Annotated in this window: 30 protein-coding genes; 6 read left to right on the top strand and 24 right to left on the bottom strand. The window is 68.9% G+C overall.

Going from position 1 to position 22976, the window contains the following annotated elements; genetic code table 11:
- Position 1: 1 nt before the first annotated feature.
- The 18 genes from D7006_RS19495 to D7006_RS19410 all read right to left on the bottom strand — a co-directional run bounded on the left by D7006_RS19495 (position 2) and on the right by D7006_RS19410 (position 18051).
- Positions 2 to 406, bottom strand: coding sequence for a hypothetical protein (locus D7006_RS19495; protein ID WP_237354227.1), 405 nt, complete (start codon positions 404 to 406; stop codon positions 2 to 4).
- Positions 407 to 416: 10 nt separating this feature from the next.
- Positions 417 to 1010, bottom strand: a complete 594-nt coding sequence (locus D7006_RS19490; RefSeq protein ID WP_237354226.1) for a DUF2163 domain-containing protein — start codon at positions 1008 to 1010, stop codon at positions 417 to 419.
- 13 nt (positions 1011 to 1023) lie between these two features.
- Positions 1024 to 1674 carry a hypothetical protein gene (locus D7006_RS19485; protein ID WP_237354225.1) on the bottom strand — a complete coding sequence of 217 codons (651 nt, stop codon included), beginning with the start codon at positions 1672 to 1674 and terminating at the stop codon, positions 1024 to 1026.
- A 10-nt stretch (positions 1675 to 1684) separates the two neighbouring features.
- Positions 1685 to 4144, bottom strand: coding sequence for a phage tail tape measure C-terminal domain-containing protein (locus D7006_RS19480; protein WP_237354224.1), 2460 nt, complete (start codon positions 4142 to 4144; stop codon positions 1685 to 1687).
- Positions 4137 to 4370 (bottom strand): hypothetical protein, encoded by a 234-nt coding sequence (locus tag D7006_RS19475; RefSeq protein WP_237354223.1) that lies wholly within the window; start codon positions 4368 to 4370, stop codon positions 4137 to 4139. Before D7006_RS19475 ends, D7006_RS19480 begins: the two co-directional genes overlap by 8 nt.
- Positions 4367 to 4798 (bottom strand): hypothetical protein, encoded by a 432-nt coding sequence (locus tag D7006_RS19470; protein ID WP_237354222.1) that lies wholly within the window; start codon positions 4796 to 4798, stop codon positions 4367 to 4369. The genes D7006_RS19475 and D7006_RS19470 overlap by 4 nt, the downstream gene beginning before the upstream one ends.
- The gene (locus D7006_RS19465) at positions 4795 to 5733 is read right to left on the bottom strand and encodes a phage tail tube protein (RefSeq protein ID WP_237354221.1); all 939 of its coding nucleotides are present in this window, start codon (positions 5731 to 5733) and stop codon (positions 4795 to 4797) included. Before D7006_RS19465 ends, D7006_RS19470 begins: the two co-directional genes overlap by 4 nt.
- An 18-nt stretch (positions 5734 to 5751) precedes the next feature.
- The gene (locus D7006_RS19460; RefSeq protein ID WP_237354220.1) at positions 5752 to 6183 is read right to left on the bottom strand and encodes a hypothetical protein; all 432 of its coding nucleotides are present in this window, start codon (positions 6181 to 6183) and stop codon (positions 5752 to 5754) included.
- Positions 6180 to 6830: a DUF6441 family protein gene (locus D7006_RS19455; RefSeq protein WP_237354219.1), complete on the bottom strand. Its 651-nt coding sequence runs from the start codon at positions 6828 to 6830 to the stop codon at positions 6180 to 6182. Before D7006_RS19455 ends, D7006_RS19460 begins: the two co-directional genes overlap by 4 nt.
- Positions 6827 to 7141 (bottom strand): hypothetical protein, encoded by a 315-nt coding sequence (locus D7006_RS19450; protein WP_237354218.1) that lies wholly within the window; start codon positions 7139 to 7141, stop codon positions 6827 to 6829. Before D7006_RS19450 ends, D7006_RS19455 begins: the two co-directional genes overlap by 4 nt.
- Before the next feature lies 1 nt (position 7142).
- Positions 7143 to 7475 (bottom strand): DUF2190 family protein, encoded by a 333-nt coding sequence (locus D7006_RS19445; RefSeq protein WP_237354217.1) that lies wholly within the window; start codon positions 7473 to 7475, stop codon positions 7143 to 7145.
- 127 nt (positions 7476 to 7602) lie between these two features.
- Complete coding sequence (locus D7006_RS19440; RefSeq protein ID WP_237354216.1) at positions 7603 to 9588, bottom strand: prohead protease/major capsid protein fusion protein; 1986 nt, start codon at positions 9586 to 9588, stop codon at positions 7603 to 7605.
- A 128-nt stretch (positions 9589 to 9716) separates the two neighbouring features.
- Positions 9717 to 11234 (bottom strand): phage portal protein, encoded by a 1518-nt coding sequence (locus D7006_RS19435; RefSeq protein ID WP_237354215.1) that lies wholly within the window; start codon positions 11232 to 11234, stop codon positions 9717 to 9719.
- Between the two features lie 4 nt (positions 11235 to 11238).
- Complete coding sequence (locus D7006_RS19430; protein ID WP_237354214.1) at positions 11239 to 11445, bottom strand: phage head-tail joining protein; 207 nt, start codon at positions 11443 to 11445, stop codon at positions 11239 to 11241.
- Between the two features lie 3 nt (positions 11446 to 11448).
- On the bottom strand, positions 11449 to 13404 hold the full coding sequence (locus tag D7006_RS19425; RefSeq protein WP_237354213.1) for a phage terminase large subunit family protein: 1956 nt from the start codon (positions 13402 to 13404) through the stop codon (positions 11449 to 11451).
- Positions 13405 to 13413: 9 nt separating this feature from the next.
- On the bottom strand, positions 13414 to 14049 hold the full coding sequence (locus D7006_RS19420; protein WP_237354212.1) for a hypothetical protein: 636 nt from the start codon (positions 14047 to 14049) through the stop codon (positions 13414 to 13416).
- A gap of 235 nt (positions 14050 to 14284) precedes the next feature.
- Positions 14285 to 14896, bottom strand: a complete 612-nt coding sequence (locus tag D7006_RS19415; RefSeq protein WP_237354211.1) for a hypothetical protein — start codon at positions 14894 to 14896, stop codon at positions 14285 to 14287.
- Between the two features lie 326 nt (positions 14897 to 15222).
- Positions 15223 to 18051: a phage/plasmid primase, P4 family gene (locus D7006_RS19410; protein ID WP_237354210.1), complete on the bottom strand. Its 2829-nt coding sequence runs from the start codon at positions 18049 to 18051 to the stop codon at positions 15223 to 15225.
- A gap of 116 nt (positions 18052 to 18167) precedes the next feature.
- Here D7006_RS19410 and D7006_RS19405 point away from each other — a divergent pair, with 116 nt between their 5' ends.
- Complete coding sequence (locus tag D7006_RS19405) at positions 18168 to 18542, top strand: hypothetical protein (protein WP_237354209.1); 375 nt, start codon at positions 18168 to 18170, stop codon at positions 18540 to 18542.
- A gap of 8 nt (positions 18543 to 18550) precedes the next feature.
- Here the strand turns inward: D7006_RS19405 and D7006_RS19400 are convergent, their stop codons facing one another.
- Genes D7006_RS19400 through D7006_RS19385 form a run of 4 tightly spaced genes read right to left on the bottom strand, consistent with a single transcriptional unit; the run spans position 18551 to position 20160 of the window.
- On the bottom strand, positions 18551 to 19129 hold the full coding sequence (locus D7006_RS19400; protein ID WP_237354208.1) for an MT-A70 family methyltransferase: 579 nt from the start codon (positions 19127 to 19129) through the stop codon (positions 18551 to 18553).
- Positions 19126 to 19314: a hypothetical protein gene (locus tag D7006_RS19395; protein WP_237354207.1), complete on the bottom strand. Its 189-nt coding sequence runs from the start codon at positions 19312 to 19314 to the stop codon at positions 19126 to 19128. The genes D7006_RS19400 and D7006_RS19395 overlap by 4 nt, the downstream gene beginning before the upstream one ends.
- Positions 19304 to 19804, bottom strand: a complete 501-nt coding sequence (locus D7006_RS19390; protein WP_237354206.1) for a phage regulatory CII family protein — start codon at positions 19802 to 19804, stop codon at positions 19304 to 19306. The genes D7006_RS19395 and D7006_RS19390 overlap by 11 nt, the downstream gene beginning before the upstream one ends.
- Entirely contained in the window at positions 19801 to 20160 is a 360-nt protein-coding gene (locus D7006_RS19385; RefSeq protein ID WP_237354205.1) for a hypothetical protein, read from the bottom strand. The genes D7006_RS19390 and D7006_RS19385 overlap by 4 nt, the downstream gene beginning before the upstream one ends.
- Before the next feature lie 133 nt (positions 20161 to 20293).
- Between D7006_RS19385 and D7006_RS19380 the strand changes: the two genes are divergently transcribed.
- Positions 20294 to 21004 (top strand): S24 family peptidase, encoded by a 711-nt coding sequence (locus tag D7006_RS19380; protein ID WP_237354204.1) that lies wholly within the window; start codon positions 20294 to 20296, stop codon positions 21002 to 21004.
- Here D7006_RS19380 and D7006_RS19375 read toward each other — a convergent pair.
- Together D7006_RS19375 and D7006_RS19370 are read right to left on the bottom strand one after the other, a co-directional pair.
- On the bottom strand, positions 21001 to 21342 hold the full coding sequence (locus D7006_RS19375) for a zinc ribbon domain-containing protein (protein WP_237354203.1): 342 nt from the start codon (positions 21340 to 21342) through the stop codon (positions 21001 to 21003). The genes D7006_RS19380 and D7006_RS19375 overlap by 4 nt on opposite strands.
- A gap of 14 nt (positions 21343 to 21356) precedes the next feature.
- Complete coding sequence (locus D7006_RS19370; protein ID WP_237354202.1) at positions 21357 to 21611, bottom strand: hypothetical protein; 255 nt, start codon at positions 21609 to 21611, stop codon at positions 21357 to 21359.
- Between the two features lie 212 nt (positions 21612 to 21823).
- Between D7006_RS19370 and D7006_RS19365 the strand changes: the two genes are divergently transcribed.
- From D7006_RS19365 to D7006_RS19350, 4 genes are all read left to right on the top strand, one after another.
- Entirely contained in the window at positions 21824 to 22051 is a 228-nt protein-coding gene (locus tag D7006_RS19365; protein WP_237354201.1) for a hypothetical protein, read from the top strand.
- Positions 22044 to 22298 (top strand): hypothetical protein, encoded by a 255-nt coding sequence (locus D7006_RS19360; protein ID WP_237354200.1) that lies wholly within the window; start codon positions 22044 to 22046, stop codon positions 22296 to 22298. The genes D7006_RS19365 and D7006_RS19360 overlap by 8 nt, the downstream gene beginning before the upstream one ends.
- On the top strand, positions 22291 to 22590 hold the full coding sequence (locus tag D7006_RS19355) for a hypothetical protein (RefSeq protein ID WP_237354199.1): 300 nt from the start codon (positions 22291 to 22293) through the stop codon (positions 22588 to 22590). Before D7006_RS19360 ends, D7006_RS19355 begins: the two co-directional genes overlap by 8 nt.
- Before the next feature lie 110 nt (positions 22591 to 22700).
- Positions 22701 to 22973: a hypothetical protein gene (locus tag D7006_RS19350; RefSeq protein ID WP_237354198.1), complete on the top strand. Its 273-nt coding sequence runs from the start codon at positions 22701 to 22703 to the stop codon at positions 22971 to 22973.
- Positions 22974 to 22976 lie beyond the last annotated feature (3 nt).

Below are 22976 nucleotides of genomic sequence, written 5' to 3'. Positions count from 1 at the left end.
GTCAGGCGATCCTGAAGGCGCGCGCCAGCCGGGCGCGAGGGAGAATGGTCAGGCCGGTGTCGGGGGCCATGCCGGCGAGATCGGCGCCAAGCACCACCACGCCCGCCTCCGCCCCGTCCTCGATCACCACGCCCACGTCGCCGCGCAGCGCGAAGGCGGGCGGGATCTCTTCGAGCACATCGGCGAAGGCGTCGCCCACGCCGCGAAAGCCGTGGCGGCTGAGGCGCAGCACGGCGCCGCGCGCGCTGTGATAGGGCCGCACCTCGGGCCAGATGGCCCGGCCGGTGACGGCCCGCGCCACGTCCTGCGGCAGGCGGAAACAGTCGCGCACGCCCCAGGCGAAGCCCGCCGCCTGATAGGCGGCGAGCACGGCGGCGAGGCGCGCCTCCCAATCGCAAAATCTCATGACGACCGTCTCATTTCTTCACCTGTCCGGGCAGGCGGCCCCAATAGAAATCGTCGTTCGGCGCCGTGGCCGCGTGGCGCAGGCTCCCGTCCGCCGCCGCAAGCTGTTTCTGGTCGGCGTCGGAGCGCACCCGGTAGCCGCGCCGCGTCACGTCACGCGCCCGCGTCTCGATGAGGCAGCTCAGGGTCGCCTCGCCGCCGGGCTTCTCGGCGTGGCGCATCTGGTCCACATAGCCGCGCAGCACCCGCTCCACCGAGAGCAGCGCCCGCGTGGCCGGATTGAAATAGGCCCGGCTCAGGGTGACGGGCCTCTGGTGGTATTGCTCGCTCTCGATGGTCGCCAGCACGCCGGGGGACAGCACCGTGTCGGGCATGGAGGACAGCGTCAGGGTCATGGTGGCGCTGGCGAGCGAACCGGCAAGGCTGAGGGAATCGGCCCGGATGAGGCCGCCCGAGCCCGCATAGGTCACGCCCGACACCGTGAGGCTGCCGATGCCATCCCAGAAGCCGTAAAGCCCGCTCGGAAAGTCGAACAGCACGAGGCCACGCGACGCCGCCCGGCCGGAGGCGAGCAGCGCGAGGGTGCTGGCATTGAACGCCCTCACGAAAGAGCCCTCTTCATGGAACCTGCACCCCCTCGAAGGAGACCGAGCGCCGCGCGCGGGACGTGGGGGCGGAGAAGCTGCCGGGCCTCAGGCGCATGATGCAGCTGGGCTTCACCAGGGCGACCGCCGCGCCGCCGGACGGGGCGGGCGAGGTCCGCACCGGCGGCACCACGGTCACATCCAGCACGCCGCCGGCGGAGGCCGCCGTGTCGCCCACGATCATGTGGAGCGCCTTCCCGCCGTTCCACGGAAAGGACACCATGTCCCCGTCCGCAGCCTGGTAGCTCGCGGGCAGGCCGGTGATCTGCAGGGTGGTTGCGGTCCAGGCGGCGAGCGTCGCATTGCCGTCGAAGGCCCCGCCGCCGAAGCGGGTCAGGGCCAGCACGCCCGCCCCGTAGGCGAGCGGGTACTGCTTGTCCGGGTCGTAGGCGAGGAAGGTGCCGATGCTGCCGTTGAGCGCCCCTTTCCACGCCTGCCAGCGGCCCCGCTGGCGGGCATCGCACAGGCTGGTGACGAAGCGGCCGGACCAAAGCGAATCTCCCAGCTCCATGGCCTGCACGGCGCCGGAGCGCAAGGTGTTCACCGCCTGCACCTCGCCGAGGGAGAATTCCCCCTCGAGGAAGCCGGCGCCGGACGGGAAGGGGAGGGGATAGGTGATCGCCATCGCAGCCCCCTCAGCGCAGCCGGCCGATGGGCGTGCGGCTGCGATGGGCGTTCACCGCCTCCACGGCCGTCTCCCGCGCGCGGGTGCGGTCGTACTTCTCCAGCGCCTGCGAAATGCCCTGCTCCACCAGAGCCACCACCTCGCCGTTGCCGGCCGCGCCGTTCACGTTCACCACCATGGACAGCCGCTCGGACAGCTTTTCGGCACGCGACGCGATCAGCCCCATGCGGCCGGCCTCGTAATCCTGCGTCTCCTGCCGATTCAACACCCGTTCGCCCAGCTGGGCGATGATGGGCACCTCGCCCGGCGCCAGCAGTCGGGCGCCGGCGTGGGCGCGGGGGGCCGTACTCCACAACGCGGCAGGCAGGTCGCGGCTGGTAGAGCGCGATTCACCCACCCGGCCACCCGAGTGATAGATGCCCACGCTGCTGCCGCCGAACAGGGTGCCCAGCGCGCTCGACAGAGGCCCGGTGATGCCCTGCCGGATGGCGAGGCGGGCAAGGTCGGCGATGATGGAATTGACCAGATCGGAGACGTTGAGCTTGCCGGTGGTGACGAACTCCACCAGCGCGTCCTCGGCCGATTTGAAGGCGCCGGTGATCGCCTCATCGATCTGCTTGGCGGAATCGTTCGCCTCCTCGGCATATTTGCGCAGGGCGCGGCGGATGCCGGAAATGCCATCCTTGGCGTGATCCTCCATCTCGCGGCGGGCTTTCTCCACCGCCTTGGCATAGGTCTCCTGCGAAATCGCGCCGGCCTTGAGCAGGCCATCCAGCTCGGCAAGCCGCGCGGCATACTTCTCGGCCGCGCCGCGCACCTCCTCCAGCACGCGCTTGCCGTCCTCCATGACCTGGTCATGGTCCTGCGCCGCCTCCTTCGCCGCCTTCTCGGCCGCCTGCTTGTCGTAGAGGGCGCCCGCAAGATCCTTGATGCGCTTGATCTCGGCGTCCGACGCCCCGTCTCCGACCCGCTCCACATATTTGCGGATGAACTCCTCGCGCCCCTGACCGAACAGGTTGAGCGACGTGGTGAGGTCGGCGATCAGGTCGCGCGTCTGTTCGGAGGCCTTGTTCGCGGCATCGAGGCCCGGCTTCTCGATCTCCGCCACGGCGCGGCGCGTGTACTCCGTCGCCGCCTCGATCGTCTTGTCGATGGCCGCCGGGTCACCCCCCTGATCCTTGAGGGCGTTCATGCGCTTGACGATCTCGCCGAGATTGTCGCGCAGCTCGCGGATCTTCTCCTCGGGCGTCGCCAGCTTGGCGATTTCCTTGTTCAGCTCGGCAAGCTGGGCGAGGGCCGTCTCGGTCGCCTGATCGGACTGCGCCTTGGCGCGGCCGGCGGCAGCGGCATCCACCTTGTCGTCGGCCTGCTTGGCGGCGGCGGCGATGGCCTCCACCTTCGCCTTCAGATCCGCGACGCGCTTTTCCCACGCGGCGACGGCGTCGAAGTCCTCCTTCAGTCCGGTCGCGTTCGCCAGTTCCTGCGCCTGCGCCAGCTCCTTCTGCGCGGAGGCCAGCTCCTTCGCGGCGACGGCGGCCTGAATGCCGGCGCTGCCGGCGCCAAGGGCATTCACGGTCACCTTGTTGATGCCTTCGGCAATGCCGTCGAGGGCCGCGCGTGCGCCCGGCGCCGCCCCGGTCAGGGACGCCAGTTCCTCGAGAAAATTGCCCAGGGCATCGGAGGCGCTCTTGAACGCGCCCGACAGGCTCTTGGCCTCGCCCGTGCCCGCGCCGCCCACCTGCTGCGCCAGCACGTCGAGGATCAGCTTCTGCGCCTCGGCTTTCTGCCCGGTCTCCACCAGCCCCTTGATCACGTCCTTCTGCGAGGCCGAGAAGGTGACGCCAACGCGGGCGAGGGCCGAAATGCCGTTGATGGGATCTTCGAGGGCCTTGCCCAGCTGCACCGCCGAGGCGGACAGGTCGCTGCCGAAGGTGGCCGCGAGGTCCTGCGCCAGCGAGAGCGTGCGGGTGAAGGTGTCGCCGGAGATGGACTTGAAGGTGGCGAGCACCGCCGCCGCCGTCTTGACCTGCTCGGCGGTCGCCATGGTGGCGGCTTCCATGCCGTCCGCGAACTGGTCGAGCTGGTCGCCGGTCAGGCCCGCCGCGTAGCCCGTCGCCTCCAGCACCGCATTGAGGCGCAACGTGATCTTTTCTGCCTCGGCATAGTCGGCAAGCCCCTTGCTGAGACCTGCGGCCAGTACCGCCACACCCGCTGCCGCCACGGTGCCCGCCGGGCCGAGGGTGGACAGCACCCGCCCAAGCACGCCAGCCTGGTCGGCGAACCCGCCGACCTGCTCGCCAATCCCCTGCGCCGCCGTGTTCAGCGCCACCAGCCCCGTCGAGGCCGGCCCGGTCGCCGCCCGGATCTTCTCCATGGCGGCGGCGCCCTCCTGCCCCACCGAACGCAGCTCCGCCTTCACCTTGCCGCCATCGATGACGGCGAGGCGCACGCCCACCTGCTTTTCAGCCATGCTCGATGCCTCTCAGGCGCTCGTTGATCTGGGCGACGATGGTGCCCTCGGCTTCCGCCAGCACGGCGGCGAGGGTGGTAGGGCAGGCGCCAAGGCCCGCGCCAAGGGCAAGCACGGCCCCGAAGTCGAGGCCGATCACCACGGGGCCGATGGTGCGCAGCTGCCCGCCGGCGGCGCGCAGCACCTGCCATGCCTGCCACCCCTCAAGGGTGGCGGGCCGGTTCACTGAATACGGGCACTCTTGGCACGGCTCCGGGCAGGCGCCGCAATAGTCTTCGCCCCCGCCGAAGTGCCATTCAGCGAGAGCGCGGATGCGTTTTTTTCCGCGTCCAGCGTCAGAGCAGGGCCGACGAACAGGTCATTGAAGGCGGTGAAGATCGGGTAGAGGTCGAGCAGGGCCGAGACGGACACCTCCGTCACGGGGGCGGGTTCGCCGTCATCGCCTGCAACGCCCTCCCAGCCGACGATGGCGAGGAGCCCCAGCTCCTTCACCAGGTCGGCGGGGCGGATCTCCTCGCCGTCCGCCCGCCTGCGCGCGGCAAGCCGGTCCTTCGCCATCATCATCATGGCGGAGGTGAGGGGCAGGACGGTCACGGTGACACCGTGGCCGAGGTCGATATCGCGCTTCCCGCGCGCAAGGTCGAGCCGGATCATGCGTAGCTCGCCACATCGTTGGAGAGCACGGCGGTGAGCATGCGCGAGGCGCCCTTGGCGGCCTGCCAGGCGAACGACGCCTGAATGCCGCCCGGCCCGGAGATGGAGCGCCGGGGCTTGGGCAGGAACACCTTGTGGGCGGTCAGCACCAGCTTCTTGGTGGCGGAGATGGTGTAGGAGAATTCCAGCTCCATCGCGGTGCCGGCAATGGCTGCGTCCAGCAGCGTGGTGTCGGCGAAGCGCACGTCGAGGCTTCCCGTCAGGGTCGCCATGCCGGGGTCCGCGCCATCGATCTTGCCGTCGTTGCGGATGGTCTCCACCCGGTCGAGATTGTTGGAATAGGTCAGGCTGGCGCCGGTCACATTGCCCAGCGCCACGCCGTCCTTCTTGATGGCCGCCTGAAACTGGTTGAAGCGGTCGAGCACCGCCTCGGTCGGCGTGCCGGCGGCGGTGCTGGTGGCCGAGGTCTCGCCCTGCGCGATGCAGCCGATGGTGGCGCTCGCCGCCCCCGACCGCTGCATCTGGATCGCCAGCGTGTTGGCCTTGACGCCCGACACCATGGGGAAGCTCGGCACCTCCGGCGTGCCGATCTCGGCCGAGAGGCTCGGCAGGGTCCACCCGCCCGAAGCGAAGGTGTGGGTATAGGCGCCGGCCGAACCGGTGCTGGTGGGCGTGCCGAGCAGCAGCTTGAGCCAGTGCCCGAAATTGCGCAGGTCCACCGGCACCACCACGTCGCCGTCCGCATTGATCACGTCGCGGATAGGGTCGGTCGGGTCGCGGCCCAGGCCGAGCAGGTCGCTCTCGATCAGCCCCTGCTCGGAGGAGAGCCTGGTGGAGACGAACGGCAGCTTGAGATAGCCACTGACCGGGGCGGTGCCGTAGGTCGTTTCAAAGGCCGCGGCGAACTGCGACCGCGCGCCGACTGCGCGTGCCATGGGATAACCTCTCTTCTGTCAGGCCAGCGGATCGGCGCTCACATAAGTGAGCACCACGGAAAGGGTGGCGCCCCCCAGCGGGGGGGCATTCTCGACGGGGATATCGACCACATCGGGGGCCGTGCCCTGCGCATAGTCGCAGGCTCCGCCCAGCGTGCGGTCGGCGGCGAGAATCGCGCCGATGGCGGCGGCGATGGCATCGAGGGCGGTCGCGCGGGCGGCGGCATCGGCCGCGTCCACGAGAAGCTCGATCTCGGCGCGATGCTCGAAATACCAGGACGGCGGCGAGAGAAGGGGTTCGCCCTCGCCGGGGTCGCCATCGCGCAGGATGACAAGGCCGCCCGGCGGGACGCGGGCAGGCACGACCGCATTGCGCCGCACCTCGCAGGCCGGCAGGCCGGCGGCCAGCGCGGCGAGCAGCGCCGACAGGACCTCTTCGCGCTTGGTCATTGCCAGTTCCTGAAGATGAGCTCCGGCACCCGCTCGATCCACGCATCGGCCGCGCGTTTCACATTGAGACGCGGGCGCAGCCGGGCCTGCGGCAGCAGAATGAAGATGACCGTGGTGGTGCGTCCGGCGAGCCGGGTGAAGCTCAACCCGCCGCGAGAGCCGGTGTTCGCCCGCGCCCGGCCCTTCTTGTCGATGCGGGCATTGTCCGCCACCAGCAAAGAGGGCGCGCCCTTGCGGTAGACGAAGCGCAGGCGCATGCCCGTGCGCCGCTCCCAGGCGCCGGGCGTAAGGCGCTTGGTGAAGCCGGAGCCGCGCACCGGCCCAGCCGCAGGCGTCGGGATCGCGAGAAAGAAGCCGTCGCGGGACCGGATCAAGGCGCCCTTGTCGAACACGTCCACCAGCTTCGGCGCCTTTGTCCACACCAGCGCCGCGGCGGAAATGCTGGCCTGCCCGCGCGGGTAGACCTGCCCCCGCCACGTCTTGGCGAGACGCTCGCCGAGGCCCGCGCTCGTGACCTGCCCCCGCAGCTCCCCCTTTAGCCCGTCCGATCCCTGCTGCATGGCCGTGGTGACAGCCTTCGCCGCGGCGGCGGCTTCCTCGGCCATGTATTGCTCGAGGTTGCCCACCAGGGCGGCGGTGAGCCTCATGACGGCCGCGTCACCAGCGTCCAGACAAGGCGCTCGGCATCGGCCACGGGCGCCTCGCTCACCACATAGGTGCGCCCGCCGAGCGTAAGCGTGTCGCCCTCGGCGGGGTTCGGCACCTCGGCCGCGCGCACGTCGAAGATGCCGGTTTCCACCACGGCCCGCGCCTGCCCATAGTTGGCCTGCGCATCGCCGCGCGTCTCCACCACGGTGACGGTGAGGCCCGCGCCCGCCCCGCCCGCGCGGTAGACGGCAGTCCGGCCGAGGTGGGGGTCAGCGAAATACAGGTCCACCCCAACCGAATAGGCGTCCATCTCAGGCGACGCCGTTGAGGCGGGCGACGCCCGTGGTGTCGCCGGAGGCCGCCGCGCTCGCCGCCGTGCCGACCTTGGTATTGCCGGACGAGGTGGTGGTGAGCTTCTTGTTGGTGTTGTCCCAATAGACGATGGCGCCCTCGGTCCAGGCTTCGCCGGTCGCCTTGGGCAGGGTGTAGACGCCGACGATGCGGAAGGCGAACTTCTCGCCGGCGGCGGCGGACACGATGGCCACACCAAACAGCGCGCCAATGAGATAGCCGGTGCCGCTGATGACGCCGCCGGAAGGGGCGGTCATGTCCAGCGTGTCGCCGTGCTGCACGAAATTCTTCATGGGGATGCTCCCTCAAGCTGGAAAAGAAAAGGGCCGCCCGAAGGCGGCCCCAGGGGGGAGGAAGGGGAGGGCCGCCTAACAGGCGGCACGGGGAAGGAAAGGGGAGGGGTTAAGTGAACCCGCCCGATCAGTTACCGGGGTTGCGGTAGCCGAAGCGGAAGTCGATGGCGCCGCAGCCGAAGTCGTGCTCCAGGCTCACCGCGACGCCGGAGACGCCGAACGGCTCCTCGATGCGCAGGCGCGGCGCGGTGTAGCCATCGAGCAGGCCCCACTGCCAGTTCGCGCCGAAGGTGAGATCGGAGTAAAGCTCCCACGCATTGCCGGTGATCATCGAGGACACCACGGTCTCCAGCGTGCCGGAGAAGGGGTTGACGTTGCTCGCCTGCGTGGGCGTCACCTGCGCGGTGATGAGCTGCGCCTCGGTCTCCTTGTCCGGCCCCACCAGCAGGATGCGCGGGGCGAGGTTCATCGGATTCTTGTCGAGGCGCTTCATCTTGCGCAGGGCGGCGCGGCCAGCGGAAAGCGCGGCCACGTCGATGGCGGTGCCGCTGCCGGCAAGGTTGCCATGGTTGGCGTGGTAGACCGCAGTGCTGTCCTCGTTGAGCGTCGGGCCGGTGGTCCCCTTCATGGCGAAGAAGGTGATCTCCTCGAACAGCGCCACGGTGGTGCCCTGTCCGGCGAGGATCTGATCGATGGCGCCCAGATTGTCGTTCACCAGCATCTGCCGCGTGAGCGCGAACTGGATGCCGTAGGGGGCGACCATCACGGTTTCCTTCTTCTCCCCGAAGGTCCCGAACTTGATCTCGCCCGCCTGCGTCACCTTCTGCAGCATGGGGAAGTCGCCGACGCGCAGAACGTCATGCGCGCGGAAGTCCATGAAGTTCTGCTGCCGGGCGATCTGCCGATAGATCGGCTGCGCCGCCTGGTAGGCCGCCTCCAGCCGCGAGTTGATGGCGCCGGAGAAGATGACGGGGAAGTCGCTGGTGGAGTGGAACGCACGCTCCAGCACCTCCAGCCGCTCGCGGGCGGTGCGGGGCATGGTGCGCCGGCCGATGGAGACCGCTGCCATCTCCACGAGGGAGTGGCCCATGTAGCTGCGCGCCTGCTCGGAGGGCTGCACGCGAGCGCCGCCCGATTCCGCCATGCGCGCCACCAGCGCCTCGCCGAGCACGGCACGGACGCGCTCCGGGTCGTCGGCCGAGGCGCCCACGGACGCATTGGAGATCCGCGTCTGCTCGGCGCGGCTGGCGAGGGTGTCGAGCACGGAACGGCGGAAGGCTTCCAGATCGGTGCCGTTGGTGATGGCCGCGTTGACCGCCGTGTCATCGATGCCGTGCTGGCGGCCGATGGTCATGATCTCGGCGGCGCGGGCGCGCTCGGCCCGGATGCCGGCATCGGCATCCGGCGAGGGAGCCGCAGGGGCGGGGGCCGGAACCGCGCGGGTCTCGGGGGCCGGCGCCGGCGGAGTGCCGGCGGCGGGGGCAGCGGGGGCCACCGGGGCGCTGCCCGGCGCGGAAGGCACGTTACGACGCATGTCGTCGATCTCCTGTTGTGAAAGCGCGGACCCGGAACGCACCATCGCGGCCGGGTCCGCCGGTACCGCGACGAGAGAGACTTCGAGCAGTTCCCACCGCTCGGCACGCCACACCTCGACCCCCTCTTCCACGGCGATCAGCGCCCACGCGGTGACGCGGTAGCCGACGCTGATGCCGGTGAGGTCGCCGCCCCGGACCATGGCTTCGGCCGTGCGGGCGCGCTCGGTGTCGGCGAAGCGGAAGGTGCCGACCAGCTGGCCGTTCTCGATCCGTGCATCGGTGACGACGCCGAGGATGTTCTCGATGGAATACTGGTCGTGGGTGTCGAGAACGCGCACCGCGCCCTGTGCCACCCGGGAGAGGTCGATGGCCTCGGGCGAGACGGCGAGCGTCTCGATGATGCCCCAGCGCCGCACCCGGGCGCCGGTGGAGAAGATGGCCTCGACCGTGCGGGCCTCGGCGTCGTAGCTCGCCGGGGCAAGGCGGGCCACCATGTCGTCCGCCGCGCGGCGGGAGACGAGGGCGCCCGGCTCGAAGCCGTCCGGCGTCGTCCGCGGCTGCGCAGCGGATCGCGTCATGGCAGTGCTCCTGTGGGTAAAGAGGGCGGAGGCGCGGGCTGAGCCCCTACACGGCAGCGTGCTGCCGGTTCCCAATGGGTGCTGGGGGCCTCGCGAGCCGTACCAGACGCCTCCTCTGGGTATTCAAATCAGGCGGCAGGGTCGCCGCTCACGTCCGTGCTCGGCAGCACGGTGCCCTCCGGCCGGGCCTGCGTGAGGCCGGCGCGGCTGGTCTTGCGCGGGTCGGTGTCGAGCACCAGGCCGAGACCATCGATCAGTCCGTTGACGCGGGCGATCTCGGCGAGCTGCGTCTCGGGATCATTGCCCCACCCGGCGATGAACTGCGGCACCGTCATGCGGCCAGAGCGCACGGCGAGGATGTCCGCAGTCAGATCCTTGAGCGGGTCGATGGGCTCATTCGCCGGCGGTATCCATTCGCAGGGGTAGCCCTGCGCCCGGCGCGGCAGCTTGCCGGCGAGGATCGCCGCATCAATGAAGCGCCGCCGCGCGGGCGCGCAGTGCATAGGGATGACCGTCTGGTACTGGATCTGCTCCACCAGCCGCCGAAACTCGATCTTGCCGGCCCGGAGGCTCGAATAGTTGGCCTGCCGCAGGTCGCCGGTCACCTGGTCGTAGGTGACGCCGACACCAGCCGCCATCGCCTGCAGCGAATGCACCATGAACGGGTCGAAGGAGGAAGAGGCCGTGGGGGTCGCGAAGGTCACGTCCTCGCCCGGCCGGAGTTCCATGATCGCGCCGGGCTCCAGCGACTGGAGCCGCTCGCCCTTGGCTCCCTTGGTCTCCGGCCCCACCGGCACGCCGCCGTTGCCGTTGTCTTCCGATTTGATGAAGGCGGCAAAGCAGGCCTCGATGCGCGCCTTCACCAGAGCTGCCTCGTGATAGTCGGCGATGTCCCGCGCCATGGTCACCACAGGCGCGAAGGCGGTGACGCCGCGCACCTGCCCGGGCCGTAGCTTGCGGTACATATGCAGCACCTCGGCCGCAGGCACCGGCACGCTCTCATAGACCGTCGCCACGCTGTCGCCGGGATGGTCGCGGAACAGCCAGTAGTTCTGGCGCTTCCCCAGCGCATCGAAGCGGATGCCCAGCACATCGCGCCCGGCGCTCAGGAGCCCGTGCTTGGTGCCATCGATATGGTCCGGCTCCAGCTGCTGCAGCTGCAGGGGTACTGGCAGATTGTCGTCGAGCCGGCGCGGACGGAAACGGCAGAGCGATTCCCCCGCCTCCACCATGCTGCGAACCGCCAGCGTCTGGAGCCCGTAGAAGTCCAACTGTTCGTCAGCGTCGCACTGGTCGGACCATGCCGCCCACAGCTCGTTGACGCGCTTGTCGAGCGCGGCGTCTCCGGTGCGCGAGACGGGCACGATGCCCGTTCCCACCACATGGGCGGCGAGCACGTCCACGATGCGCGCGGCATGGGCATTGTTGCGCACCAGGTCGCGCACCCGGTTGCGCAGCCGCACCTGCGCCGGCCCGATCTCGGCATTGGCCGAGGTGGACGGCGAACGGCCGTTGCCGCGCCGGCCGATGCGGGCGCCGTCATAGCCGCGCACCCCTTCCACGAGGGAGAGCGCGGCACGGGCGCGGGCGCGGTCCAGCGCCGTGCGGGGGGCGAAGAAGCCGATGACGCGATCGAGCGGGTTCATCGGCTCACCAGTCCCGGCCGTTCGTGACGGTGACCACGCGCGAGGTTTGCGCACCGGCCGGGTTCACCTCGGCCTGCATGTCCCGCAGACGCTCTTTCATGGCCGAGAGCGAATCGTATTCATGCTCGCGGCCATCCGCATACTTCACCCGGCGCACGCCGAGCGCGATGGCCCGCTTCAGCCGGTCGATATCGTCCTGCGTGTAGGCCATCGGTCAGTCCCGATTGAACCACCCGCCGCTTTCGCGGGGGCGGAAGAAGGAGGTCGGCGGCGCCGGCTCCGGGTCGGGCGCGGGTGCCGCGGGGTGCGCGGGGATGGCGCCGGCCAGTGGTGCCGCCGGGTCGAAGAGATCGGGCTGCGGCTGGTCTTCCAGCCGCTCCAGTTCCAGCCGCAGGCGCTCCCATTCCTCCGGGAGCCGCGTGTACCAGCCGCAGCGGATGGCTGCGGCCTCGGCATAGTTCTCGGTGTCGAGCACCTCGTTGCGGTCGTGATCCACCCGCCAGAACGCCTGCGGCACGCCCCAGCGGTCTTTCTTGATCACCCGCACCTCGGCGGTGAGCTGGCGGAAGAACTCGTCTCCGAGCCCCTTGGGATAGCCGCAGTAGCCCCGCGCCAGCGGGTCGGGCTTCTTCAGGTGCTCGTAGAGCCCGCTCTTGAGGCCCGAAACGCCCACGTTGAAGAAGCGCTTCTGCGTCTTCTGGACGGCGCCGTCCGCCTTGCGTTCGTTCTTCACCAGCGCCAGCGGCGGAGCGAGATCGCTCTTGGCGCCGCGCACCACGATCACCTTCGTCCATGGGTGCTTCTTCGCCCACATGAACACGTCGCGGGTGTAGGCGTTGCCGTCGATGGCCAGCATGTCGAGCGCGCGGCGGCGCCCGAAGCGGTCCGGCCACGTCTGCACCAGCACCTTGTCGAGCTCGACCTGCGCCTCCACCGTGGCGATGTGGTGGGGGATCACCAGGTAGTCCACCGTCCACCGCCGCAGGCCCTCGCCCATGGCCTTCACGTGGACTTCCACGCGGTCCCCTTGGCAGTCCACGCCGGCCACCATGAGCAGCCCGCCCACCGGCACCCGCCCGCGTTCCAGATCACCAGCGTTCGCCCGGTCGCGGATCTCTTCCCACGGCGGCGCCTCGGCGGCGCGGTCATAGGGCAGGCCGAGCACATCGTTGAAGAACGTCTGTTCGGCGTGCGGGTCGCCATGGGCGCGCAGCCAGTCCTCGGCGATGGAGGCCCAATCGCGTGCCGGGGAATAGGCCCGCCACACATGGAACGACGGCTGGCGGGCCGAGGGGTTGTCCGCCACCCACCGGCCCCGCGCCACGATCTCGCTTTTGTGCCGGTGCTCGATGGCGCACGCGCATGCGACGCAGGTGAAGTGCGCCGCCTCCGGCCGCTCCGCCTCGATAGAGGGAAGGAAGTTCTCCCACACCAGCGGCTGCTCGTGCCCGCAGTGCGGGCAGGGTACGTGCCAGCGCTCCTGTGTCCCGGCGCGATAGGCCCGCGTGATGCGGCACGTCTTGGCGAACAGCGGCGTCGAAAGCTTCAGGATCTTCGCCTGATCGAAGCTCGCCGAGCGCGAATCGGCCTGCCACTCCGGATCGCCGCCGGCGTTCGGCTCCCACTTCGCCAGATCGTCCTGCACCTGCCGCGATACGGTGATCATCGACAGCGAGGCGGGGCTGTTGGCGCCGGTGATGAGCAGGGAGCCCCGCCCGTCGCGGCGCTCCTGGTAGAGCATGTTGTCCGTGCCGTCGCGGGACTTCTCACTCCCGAACACGCGCTTGAGCGCGTCCGACTGCTGGCGCATCTGGCGCCATTTGCCGCGCGCCCATCGCAGCGCATTGTCGTGCGAGGGGTGGACATACAGCATGTCGCACGGATCGAGATCCATGCAGCCAGCAACGAAGATCTGGCCGATGGTCGTCTTCACCACCTGCGCCGAGCCCATCAGCGTCACCACGCGGGCGGGATGGTCCGGCCCGAGCACTTCGAGGATGCGCTGCGCCAGCGGCAGCGTCTTGCGGCTGTAGCGGCCGGGGAAGGGGCTCTCCCTGCCGAAGGCGATGTTCTCTTCCGCCCAGGCATTGAGGTCCGGCGCCGGCGGTGGGTGCAGAACCGTGGCGAACACCGAAGCGACAAGGTCGTCGGGGTCCACCAGAAACGACATGACCAACCCTCACAAGAGCGCGGCCGGCGCTCCGTCTCCGTCGTCGTCGCCGCGCCCGTCGCGGCTCCCGCGCGCCGCCCCGGCCGCGTCCGCCTTCTCCCCCCGGAACTCCCGCCACGATGCCCGGACGTCCGCCGACATGGTGCGCCAGTCGAGCCCGTGCTTTTCGGCAAGCGCGCGGGCCAGCTTCTGCGCCGCCCACGTCTCCACCTCGGTCACGAACTTGACCAGCTCGGCGCTGAAGCGCTTCTGCGCCTCCGCCGCCTCGACCCAGCGCCCAGCCTCCCGCTCGCGCTTCATGCGCAGCAGCTCGGCCTGGTGCTCGGCGCTTTCAGCATCCGCCCGCCGGCGCCGACGCAGGTCCTCGTCTTCGGCCGGGGCGGGGAGCGGCGCCGCGGGGGCTTCCGGCGCCGCTCCGCCCGCTGGCGCCGTCATCGACACCGGCCGGTCCTGAGCAATCTGTTGCGACGGGTCGAGGTTGCGCGCGAGATCGCGCTCCGCCTGCTCGACCCAGATCCGAGCCCGCACGCCCGAGCCCACCAGCGCCGCCGGTGTGATCCGCCCGTCCGCGATCCAGTTGGAGATGGCCGAGGGCGCCCGCCCTTTCAGCTTCGCAAATTCACCCTTGGTGATGATCGTTTTCACGAAACTTCACCCTCCGGCGTGAACTTCAGCCTTCCCAAAACACCGCCCCGCTGGCCACCCCGCGCGCCCTGTCCGCCCGTATACGTTTGGGCGGGGGAAGGACCCAAAAAGGGGGGCGGGAAGGCCGGTCGGGACAGGGTTTCGGGCTTACAACACAACAGTAAGCGCCAAGCAAAAGCCCCGCGCGGCGGGTGCCGGCGGGGCTCTAGAGCTGTTTATGTGTGGTTGAAGGTAGTCAAATTTTCATCGCAGTGTCAAGCGGCATTCCGAACCGCTCCTCGACATAGACGAGCGGGGGCAGAAGCCAGGGCTCACGGGCCGCGGCCGGAGGCAGGGGGTCACTGTCCACCAACTGCCCCCGAAGCTCTTCGGCGAGAGCGGATAGAGCCTCCCACCACACGACGTACTGCGCCCGGCTGAACTCCACCAAGGCGGGGTCAACCCTGTGGCGCAGGCAGCAGGCGACGGGCCGACGATCGGTGCCAAGCATCACGCGCACTCGCCCGCGCTTGTCCGTGTCCGCCACCAGCGCCTCCGCGTCCAGCCCGTGCCACGGTGGCCGACTGCCCCCCTTGGCGTGGGCGACGACAAGGCCGAACGCCTCGGACGGCAGGCGCATGACGGCATCGTGGATCACAAACGCATCGTCCTGCGCTGTGGCCCCCATGTCGGCGAGGAAGGCGGGGGACCGGTCGATCTTCGTGCCCAGCACGGCGACGGTCACCATCACATTGGTCCCCGAACGCATCCCGGACGGGCCGCGCCGGTTCACCGCCCCCACCACCCGATCCACGCACTGCACCCGATAGGCCCAGTCCACCAGGGCCTCGATGTCCACACGATCCATCTTGCGCTCCGATTGAGGGTTAGGAGGGTTTGAGGAGGGTCTTTCATCAACCCTCCACACCACAATCGCCAATCAAATCAATAATATACTCCCTCCTGCGGAGGGTTAGGAGGGTTTTTCATGACATATACATGAGAATTATCGCGGCGACTTCGCGCCGCCCCTTAACCCCTTATGCATTGCATAGACGCGGGAAAACCCTCCTAACCCTCCGCATGCGCCGCCAACCCATTGGCGTGCAATGAAATTCAGCGTTGAGGGTTTGAGAAAAACCTTCCGCACAACTCTCCGCAACCCTCCGCAGGCGGAGGGTCTAGAGCCGGCCGTCAGGCCTCATCATCGGGGCTGCGGGGCGCGTCAGGGCGCGCGGGCACGTTCTCAAGGCGGCAGTCCTGATAGACGTGGATGCCGCGTGGCCCCGTTCCATGGGCCACCTTCCGCTTCATGTCGCGGCCGAAGCGGGTCTCTGTGACGGGCTTCTTCCCGTTCGCGTCGGCCCATGAGACATAGGCCTGATACATGGTGCGGGCGGTCACATGCTCGCCCTCCGCCGCCACCACGCATGCGGTGACGAACGACCCCACCACGTCCATCTCGTCGCGATATTCCTGCGTCGCCGCGCGAACGGATGCCGGGATCACCAACCCCTCGCGCAGGTAGGTCAGGGCGCCAGCGATGAGCCAGTTGAGGATGCCGGGGCCTTCCGCCACCAACTCCCCCACCACCTCCTCGAAGTCCCGCTGCTCTTCCTCAGTCAGGGTCACCGGCCAGTGGATCACGGCGATGCGGCGCCAGATGCCGTTATCGGTCCCATCGATCCGCGGATAGCCGTTGCCCGACATGTGGGCGATGAACACCGGCTGGAACTCGAAAAAGCCCTTGAACAGGTTGCGCACGGGGATGGCCTCGCCGCCCGTGAGCTTCTTGATGATCTCCTCCTTCAAGGGCGCGTTGGCGGGCAGCTCCAGGATGCGCACGAAGCGCACGCCATAGAGCCGCGCCAGCTCCGGCGATGCCGCGCCGCCCTGCTTGTCGTTGGTGCCCACGATGGCCTCGGTCGGCAAAGAGGAGGCGAGCGCGCCGAACACGCGCACCAGCGTCTCCAGGAACACGCTCTTGCCGTTGGCGCCATTGCCGTAGTGGAAGAACACCTTCTGCACCGGCAATCCGAGTAACCCGAGCCCGGCGCCCACCTGCACGCATTTGCGCGTCGCCTCATCCGGCTGGAAGCGCGTCATGAACGCCTCGAAGCGCGGCGCCTTGGCATCCTTGTCATAGGCGACAGGCAGCACCTTGGTGATGAAGTCTTCCCGCCTGTGCCCCTTCACTGCCTTGGCGACGGGCACGAGGCGCACCACCTCCGGGTCCGGGCATTCCAGGTCGGGCCGGCGGATGAACTGGAGAGTGTGGGTCAGGCAGGCGAAGGCGCGGGGGTCCGCGTTGAAGCCCTCGGGCTTGCGCGTCAGGTCACACGCCGCCAAGTCCTTCAGCGCGACGATGCGGGCCTTGTTCTTCGAGGAGACGCCGAACTTGCGCCGCGCGACCTTGCGCTTGTCCAATGCCGCCCGTGCCTCGGCGCTGGCGTCGATCACGCGCTGCAGGCGCTTCACCTGCGCTTTGTCCGCGTCGGTCCAGCTGTCGGAGGATTTTTCCAGCCGCGCGAGGTCCTCCTCCGCCTGGTCGCCATCTTCCATGGCCCGCAGCTCGAACGGGGTGGCGGCGAGGAGATCCGCCTCCAGGCCGATCAGCCCGCCCACCTGCTTGGCGAGGCGCACGGCGGCGTCATTGCCGCCCGCCATGTCCCAATGGGTGCCCGCCCAGGTGAAATAGTCGGTGTTGATGATGCCCTCGGTCTCCAGCACCGTCAGGTCGCGGCCGAAGTGCGCCACGAAGCGCTTGGCATTGTCCGTGTCGGAATGGTCGAGGCGGGCGCAGGCGGCCACCACGTCCATGTCCGTGCCCGGCGCGGCACCGTCCGAAGGGCCGTCATCACCCCCCTCGGCATCATCAACCGGCTCGCTCGAATCGGGCTCGCTCCCGTCCGGGCCCACCTCATCACCACCAGCAGGGGAGGGCGTCGGCCCCACTGTCCCCCGCCGGGAGGGTTCCGGGATCGCGCCATCGGGCAAGGGCGCCTCGGGCGGGTAGACCCCGCCGCCAGAGGGCCGCCGCCGGCTTTCCGCTTCGCGGGCGATATCGTCCAGGCGGGCGATCACGTCCGCTGCATCGGCGCGGCCGACACCGAGCCCGCGCTGGATCTCGCGCAGCACGCGGGGGCGCCCGTCCGCCTGCACCAGCCCACATGCCTCGGCCCCATCCTCCAAAGCGGCCCTCGCCTCGCGCTCGGAAATGGCGCCGGCGGCGATGAAGCGGCCGAGCGCGCAGGCCGCCGCATAAAGCTCGGTGCCGCGCGTGCCTTCCGCCGCCCGCGCCAGATCGGCCGCGATGCGGTCGAGCGCCTTGCGGGCATAGTTGCGCTTCGCCACCTCGCCGGGCCGGTCGGAGGACAGCGCCCGCGCCGGGCCGCTCTCCTGCGGCTCCGGCATGTCGGCTGGCCCTGTCTCGCGCTTGCCGCTCTTCCGGTTGGCGATCAGCGCTAGCAGGGCGGGGGGCACCTCCGGCGCCGTCGCGGGGTCGAAGGGCTCGCCCTCCCAGCTGTAGGCATTGCCGTTGCGCAGCATGCTCGGCGGCAGGATGACGTAGCCGGCATCACAGCGGATATCGATGTTCTTCAACCCCGGCGGGTCATTGGGCCAGTGCGCGCCCTCCGGCCGGCGGAACCACACATGCCGCCCGCCCGATTGCGTGATGGTGCGCGGCCCGGCCGGCAACGGCCTGCCGATGGCTTCCGCAAGGCGCGCTTCCACGGCTTCCACCGGCTCGCCCTTCGGGTCGAGGTCCACCACATAGCCGCCCGCCCAGCCCGGCGCCATGCCGATCAGCGCGTCGGGCCAGCGCTTCCACCAGGCGCGGATCTGCGCCTCATTGCAGGAGGCCTTCAGCGGCCAGCCGGTGCCCTCGATAGGCTTTCCGTCCGCATCCTTGTCCGCCACCACGAGAGGGCGCTTGGAGCGGGGCTTTTCCGGGTGCGGGTCGCAGGGAAAGATGCGCAGGCCACGGCGCCCATAGGCTAGGGCGGCTTCAAGGATGGTCATGCGAGATGCCGCCAAGAGCAGATGGGTGTATTTATGTTTTGGGGGGCGATGTGTGCTGGTCTTGAATATTTACAACGCGCCCCCAATCTATCGCCGATAGATACAGGAGTGTTTACATGAGCGATGATGAGAAGAAGCTGCGGGAAGCTCAGGCGGAAGTTGCCAAATGCGAGCTTCTCAAAGCCGTCCAAGAGATGCCGACCGACGCAGCGGGCAATACGCTCGTGTATGGCGGAGCTAAAGAGCTTTATTACCCTGAAAACGTGTCTTTCGAAATAGTTCAGCTCTTTAAGGAAAAAATTCCGACTAGCCCGCTCCGATTCGCGATCATCCAAGTGCACACCGATGCTGTACCCTTCAATTGGGACGTGAGCATCATGCCAGAAGCAGCGGGAAGCCCAAATGGCGCGTACGCTATTCATTCCGACTGGCTCATTGAGTGTGTCGAGAAAGTTCGTAAGCTCATCCCGCGAGTTGAATTTGTTCATTGAGCGTCGGATCATGGCTTAGAGGCTACGTTGAACTTTTTCATCTCGTCGCCGAACCCTTCCCAGCCCGGCCGCCCCTGACGCGCGAACAGGTCGGCGCGGCGGGTGTCGGGGCAGCAGGCATCGACGGCTGCGTAGAACTCTTCGGGTTTGCGCGAGTGCTCGCGCGCCACGCCGTCGATAACCGAGGGGAACGGCCGGTGCCGCGGGTTGCCCATGGTGGCGAGCAGGATGGGCTCGTGCATGGTGCGCGCCCGGTAGCCCGGCCCCATGCGCACCTTCCCGCTGGCGGTCGTCTTCCGCCACATGAGGCTCGTCTTGTAGGTGAAGCCCCAGGCGTCGAGTACAGCCTGCCGCCCGGCCGGCGGCACCCATTCGCAGCACCACAGCAGCAGCAGGCAATCGCCCCGCGCCAGATCGCCCACGCGCAACGCGGCGATGGCATCGAGCGGCATGGTGGCATAGTGCGCCTTGGCGGACTTCGCCTCCCCCGCCTCGGAATAGAGCGCGAAGTCCCACGGCGGATCGGCCACGATCACGTCATAGCCGAACATGGCGAGGGCACCGAAGGGCCATCCAGCGTCGCTCACGCCGCCACCCGCTCAAGAAAGCGCACGCGCGCCAGCGTCACGTCTTCCACGCGGTCCAGCGTCAGCGGCGGACGCTGGCCGTCCACCAGCACCAGGGGGCGGAAAGGATGCAGGGTGCGGATGCGCCAGACGACGCGCTCAATGGGCGCCACCTCGCGCCGGGCATAGCAGGGCTCACGCCGCATCGCCGTCCCCTTTCTCCAGCCGTTCGAGGGCAAGGTCCAGCGCCGCCAGTTCCTTGATGGCGTGGCGCACATGCTCGCGCAGGGCCAGTGCCCGCGCTTCGGCGCGCGAAACCTCCCCGTCATCGGCCAGCGCCGCGCCGAGCCGCGCCACCACGGCGCCGGCGTCCTGCGCCACTTCGGAGATGTGACGATACCAGCGCCCCGTGCCCGTCTCGGGCCGAGGCAGGGGCACCAGCACATGGCCGCAGAGCGCGGCGAGCGCGCGCGTCACCAGAGGCACGCCGGCGTCAGCCTCAAGGTCCGCCACCACGTCGATGGGGGCGAAGAAGGGCTCCTGCGGGCGGCCATACTTCGAGAGCGCCTGAAAGCCGGTGCGGGTCGCCGCGGCCGCGCTCTCGACGCCACCACAGGCCTCGACAAGGCGCCGCGTGGCGCCCTTAAGCGCGAGATAGTCGGCTTCCCGGTGAGGACGGGCGAGCTTGTCGCTCATGCGAAACCTCCCGCATCATTCGCGGTGACGGTGGCGGTACCAGCCGCCACCTTGGCCTCATGGCCAGACGCACCCTCACCACTCCGGCCCTCGCTGCCGCCCTCGCCGATCTCCGGCGCGCTCGCGCGCGGTTGCGGGCGGCGCACCTCATGCGGCCAAGGCGTGTCGTCGGGCCAGTTGTCGGAGAGCCAGGCCAGAGCACGCTCGTAGGAGCCGGTCACGAGATCGCCGCCGGCCCGCAGGAGGGCGAGCTTCTTTCCGTCGTTGAACAGCAGGGTGGCCACGCGGGACTGGGACAGTCCGCGCGCCCGGCTGTAGGCATCGGTGACGATGAGGAGCTGTGAAACGAGCGTCATGGGGCGGCAGGATTGCGGGTATTTAACCGCACTGTCAAGCGCCATGTGCGGGGATTTACCCTTTAGGCCCCCGCACAACGCGCGGGTATTCTCCCGCGTTATGAGCACTGGCGAGGAAATTCTGGGCCGCATCATGCGCCGCATCGCCGCCCTCGGCCTGAGCGAGAGCAGCGTTGGCGTGCAGGCGGGCCTTTCGCGCGACGTGATCCGCTCCATCCGGCGCGGCATCGAGTCGGGCCGCCAGCGCGGCGTTTCCACGGATACGATCCAGCGCATCGCCCCCGTGCTCGGCACCTCGGCCGAATGGCTCGTCTCTGGCACCGGCCCGGAGGAGGCTGAGCCGGATCAGCCGGAGGTTCCGACCATCCCTCTCCCGCAGGGGTCCGAGATCGTACCCGCGCCCGTCGATTTACCTTCGCGCAATGGGTATCGGACAGATTTGCCGGTGATGGGCACTGCCGCAGGGTCCGTCATCCGCCAGGTGGATGGGTTTCGGCTGGAACACGAAGTGATTGATTTGGTGCGCCGGCCGCCGGCACTTGTGAGCAACGACAAGGCCTATGCGATCTTCGTCGTGGGCGATTCCATGGCGCCGAAGCACCTCCCCGGCGACCTGTGCTTCGTGAACCCGCTGGAGCGTCCGCAGATCGACGACAGCGTCATCGTCCAGACGCGCAATCACGACGACGATCCGGGGCAGGCCTACATCAAGGTGCTTCGCAAGCGCACTGCCTCGCACCTTGTGCTGCAACAGTACAACCCCCTTGCGACCATCGAAATCCCGCTGCAGTTCGTCACTGCCATCCACCGGGTGATGACGGTGAAGGATCTGTTCGGCGTCTAGGCGCGGCCCGCCGGCGCGAACTCGTGGCCGCAGAACCGGCAGACGAGGGCCGCCTTCTTCACCGTCTCGGCGCAGCGCGGGCACGTCTTTTCCGACTGCTGAAGCTCCACAGCCGCGCGGTGCTCCTCCACCCGGCGCATATAATCGGCGTTTGCAGCAGCCACCGCAGCGGCCTTCTCCGCCTCAGCCTTGGGGTTTTTCAGCAGCACCAGGATGAGCAGGCTGATGAGGGGAAAGAAGGCGCCGAAAAGCGCCCACCCAGCTACGCTGCGGCCTCGCGCCGACGCGAGCAAGCCGTTGAGGATGGCCCCGACCATCATGATCGCGATAAATTCCATCGTGGCGAAACCCCTCAGCCGCACTTGATCTTGATGGCATAGGTTTTCGCTGCGCGGCCGCCCATGTAATGGCCCGTCGAGATCGGCGTTTCGCCCACGATGGTGGCGCGGGGGCACTGCGCCTGCATGAACTGAAGCGCCGTCCGGTCGCGCGTCGCCTTGTCGTCGGGGTCGTAGCCAACATCGACCAGGTTGCGGATGCTGACGACAAAATCATGGTCCGGCGCGGATGCCGGCATGACCGAAATGGCATGGTCCGCTTCAAGCATGCGCAGGTGCTCCTGCGACCCCGCGCACCCGCCCAGCGCCAACGCGCCGAGAACCGCAAGCCTCAACCTCAAAGCCGCCCCCTTCAATCGCCGGCTGCAATTATGGCCGCCCCTCGCCTGCGGGTGTGAGCGGTTAAATAACCGCATGCCTCTTGACGCGGGGATTTAACCGCATTTAGGCTGCGCTCCGTTTCCCGCTTTGGAGCGCACCCATGCCCACCCCCCGACCGACCCTTCCGCACAGCGCGACGCGCCCACCCCGCACCGCGTGCGATCTCGTCGCCGCCCTCGCCGAGGACATGCGCGAGCTGGCGGCCTTCACCGGCTCCGCCACCGAAGACGAGCTGACGCGCATCGGCTGGACCCCCGACCAGCTCCGCGATCTCGGCCCCGCCGCCCGCAAGCGCCTCGGCCCGCTCGGCGAGGTGGGCCATGGCTGAGCGCATCAAAGACCCACATGCCGATGAGAGCCTGCGCGACCGTTACGCCGGGCAGGCTCTCGTTGGGCTCATGTCCAATCGCGCGGTTCTCGATAGGGCTGAGGCGGCGGCGCTGAAGAAGGGCGTGCCGACCGGCGCGATCATCGCTGAAATCGCCTTCTCCGTCGCGATCGAGATGGTCAAACGGGCCAGAGCCCTGCCCATTGATGACGCTCTCGCCCAGGTCAGCGAGGCGAGCCATGGCTGAAGCCCTCACCTCCAAACAGCAGACGGCCGGCATCCGCGAAAGCATGGGCGAGCAGATCACCGTGCCCACGGTGTGTACCGTCGCTGCGGGGAGCAGACCCGGCCTCGATGCCGCCCAGGCCTATCTCAGCGGCGGCGGCCTTCATGAGGTCACCACCCTGACGCTCGCCGCCGACCGGCGCGGGTCCAGGCAGGTGACCTGCGACACCGATGTGATGCTCCTGCTGTGCCTTCTCGCCGCGGAAGCCATCGACGCGCGGGCGCCGAACGGGGAGGGGGCTGCTCATGGCTGAGATCTTCTCCGCCGGCTTCTTCCTCGGCTTGCTTTTCGGCATCGTCGCCGGCCTCGCCTTGTTCCGCGTGATCGACGCGCTGCAGGCCCACAAGACCGGGGGGCTCTGACATGCCTCCCGGCCATCCCATGCAAGGCGAACTGCGCCGCCCGCCGCCGGCCAGCGCGCTTACGCCTCTGGCCTACACGCGCCTCTCCTATCGGGGCGCGGTGCGATCCGAGGCCGAGGCTTGCGCCGTCGCCCGCCGTCTGGAGAAGGCCGGCGCCCGCCGCCTCCCCATCGGCTTCGGCGATCCGCCCCGCGCCGAGGTGCGCCTCGCGCCCGTCTTCCTCGCCGGCGGGGTTCTCGCCGCGCTCTTCATCTTCCTCCTGCGGAGCCTCTGACCC

The sequence above is a fragment of the Xanthobacter sp. YC-JY1 genome, from assembly GCF_021730305.1.
Taxonomy (GTDB): Bacteria; Pseudomonadota; Alphaproteobacteria; order Rhizobiales; family Xanthobacteraceae; genus Xanthobacter; species Xanthobacter flavus.
This window is presented reverse-complemented; position numbering and strand designations above follow the sequence as displayed.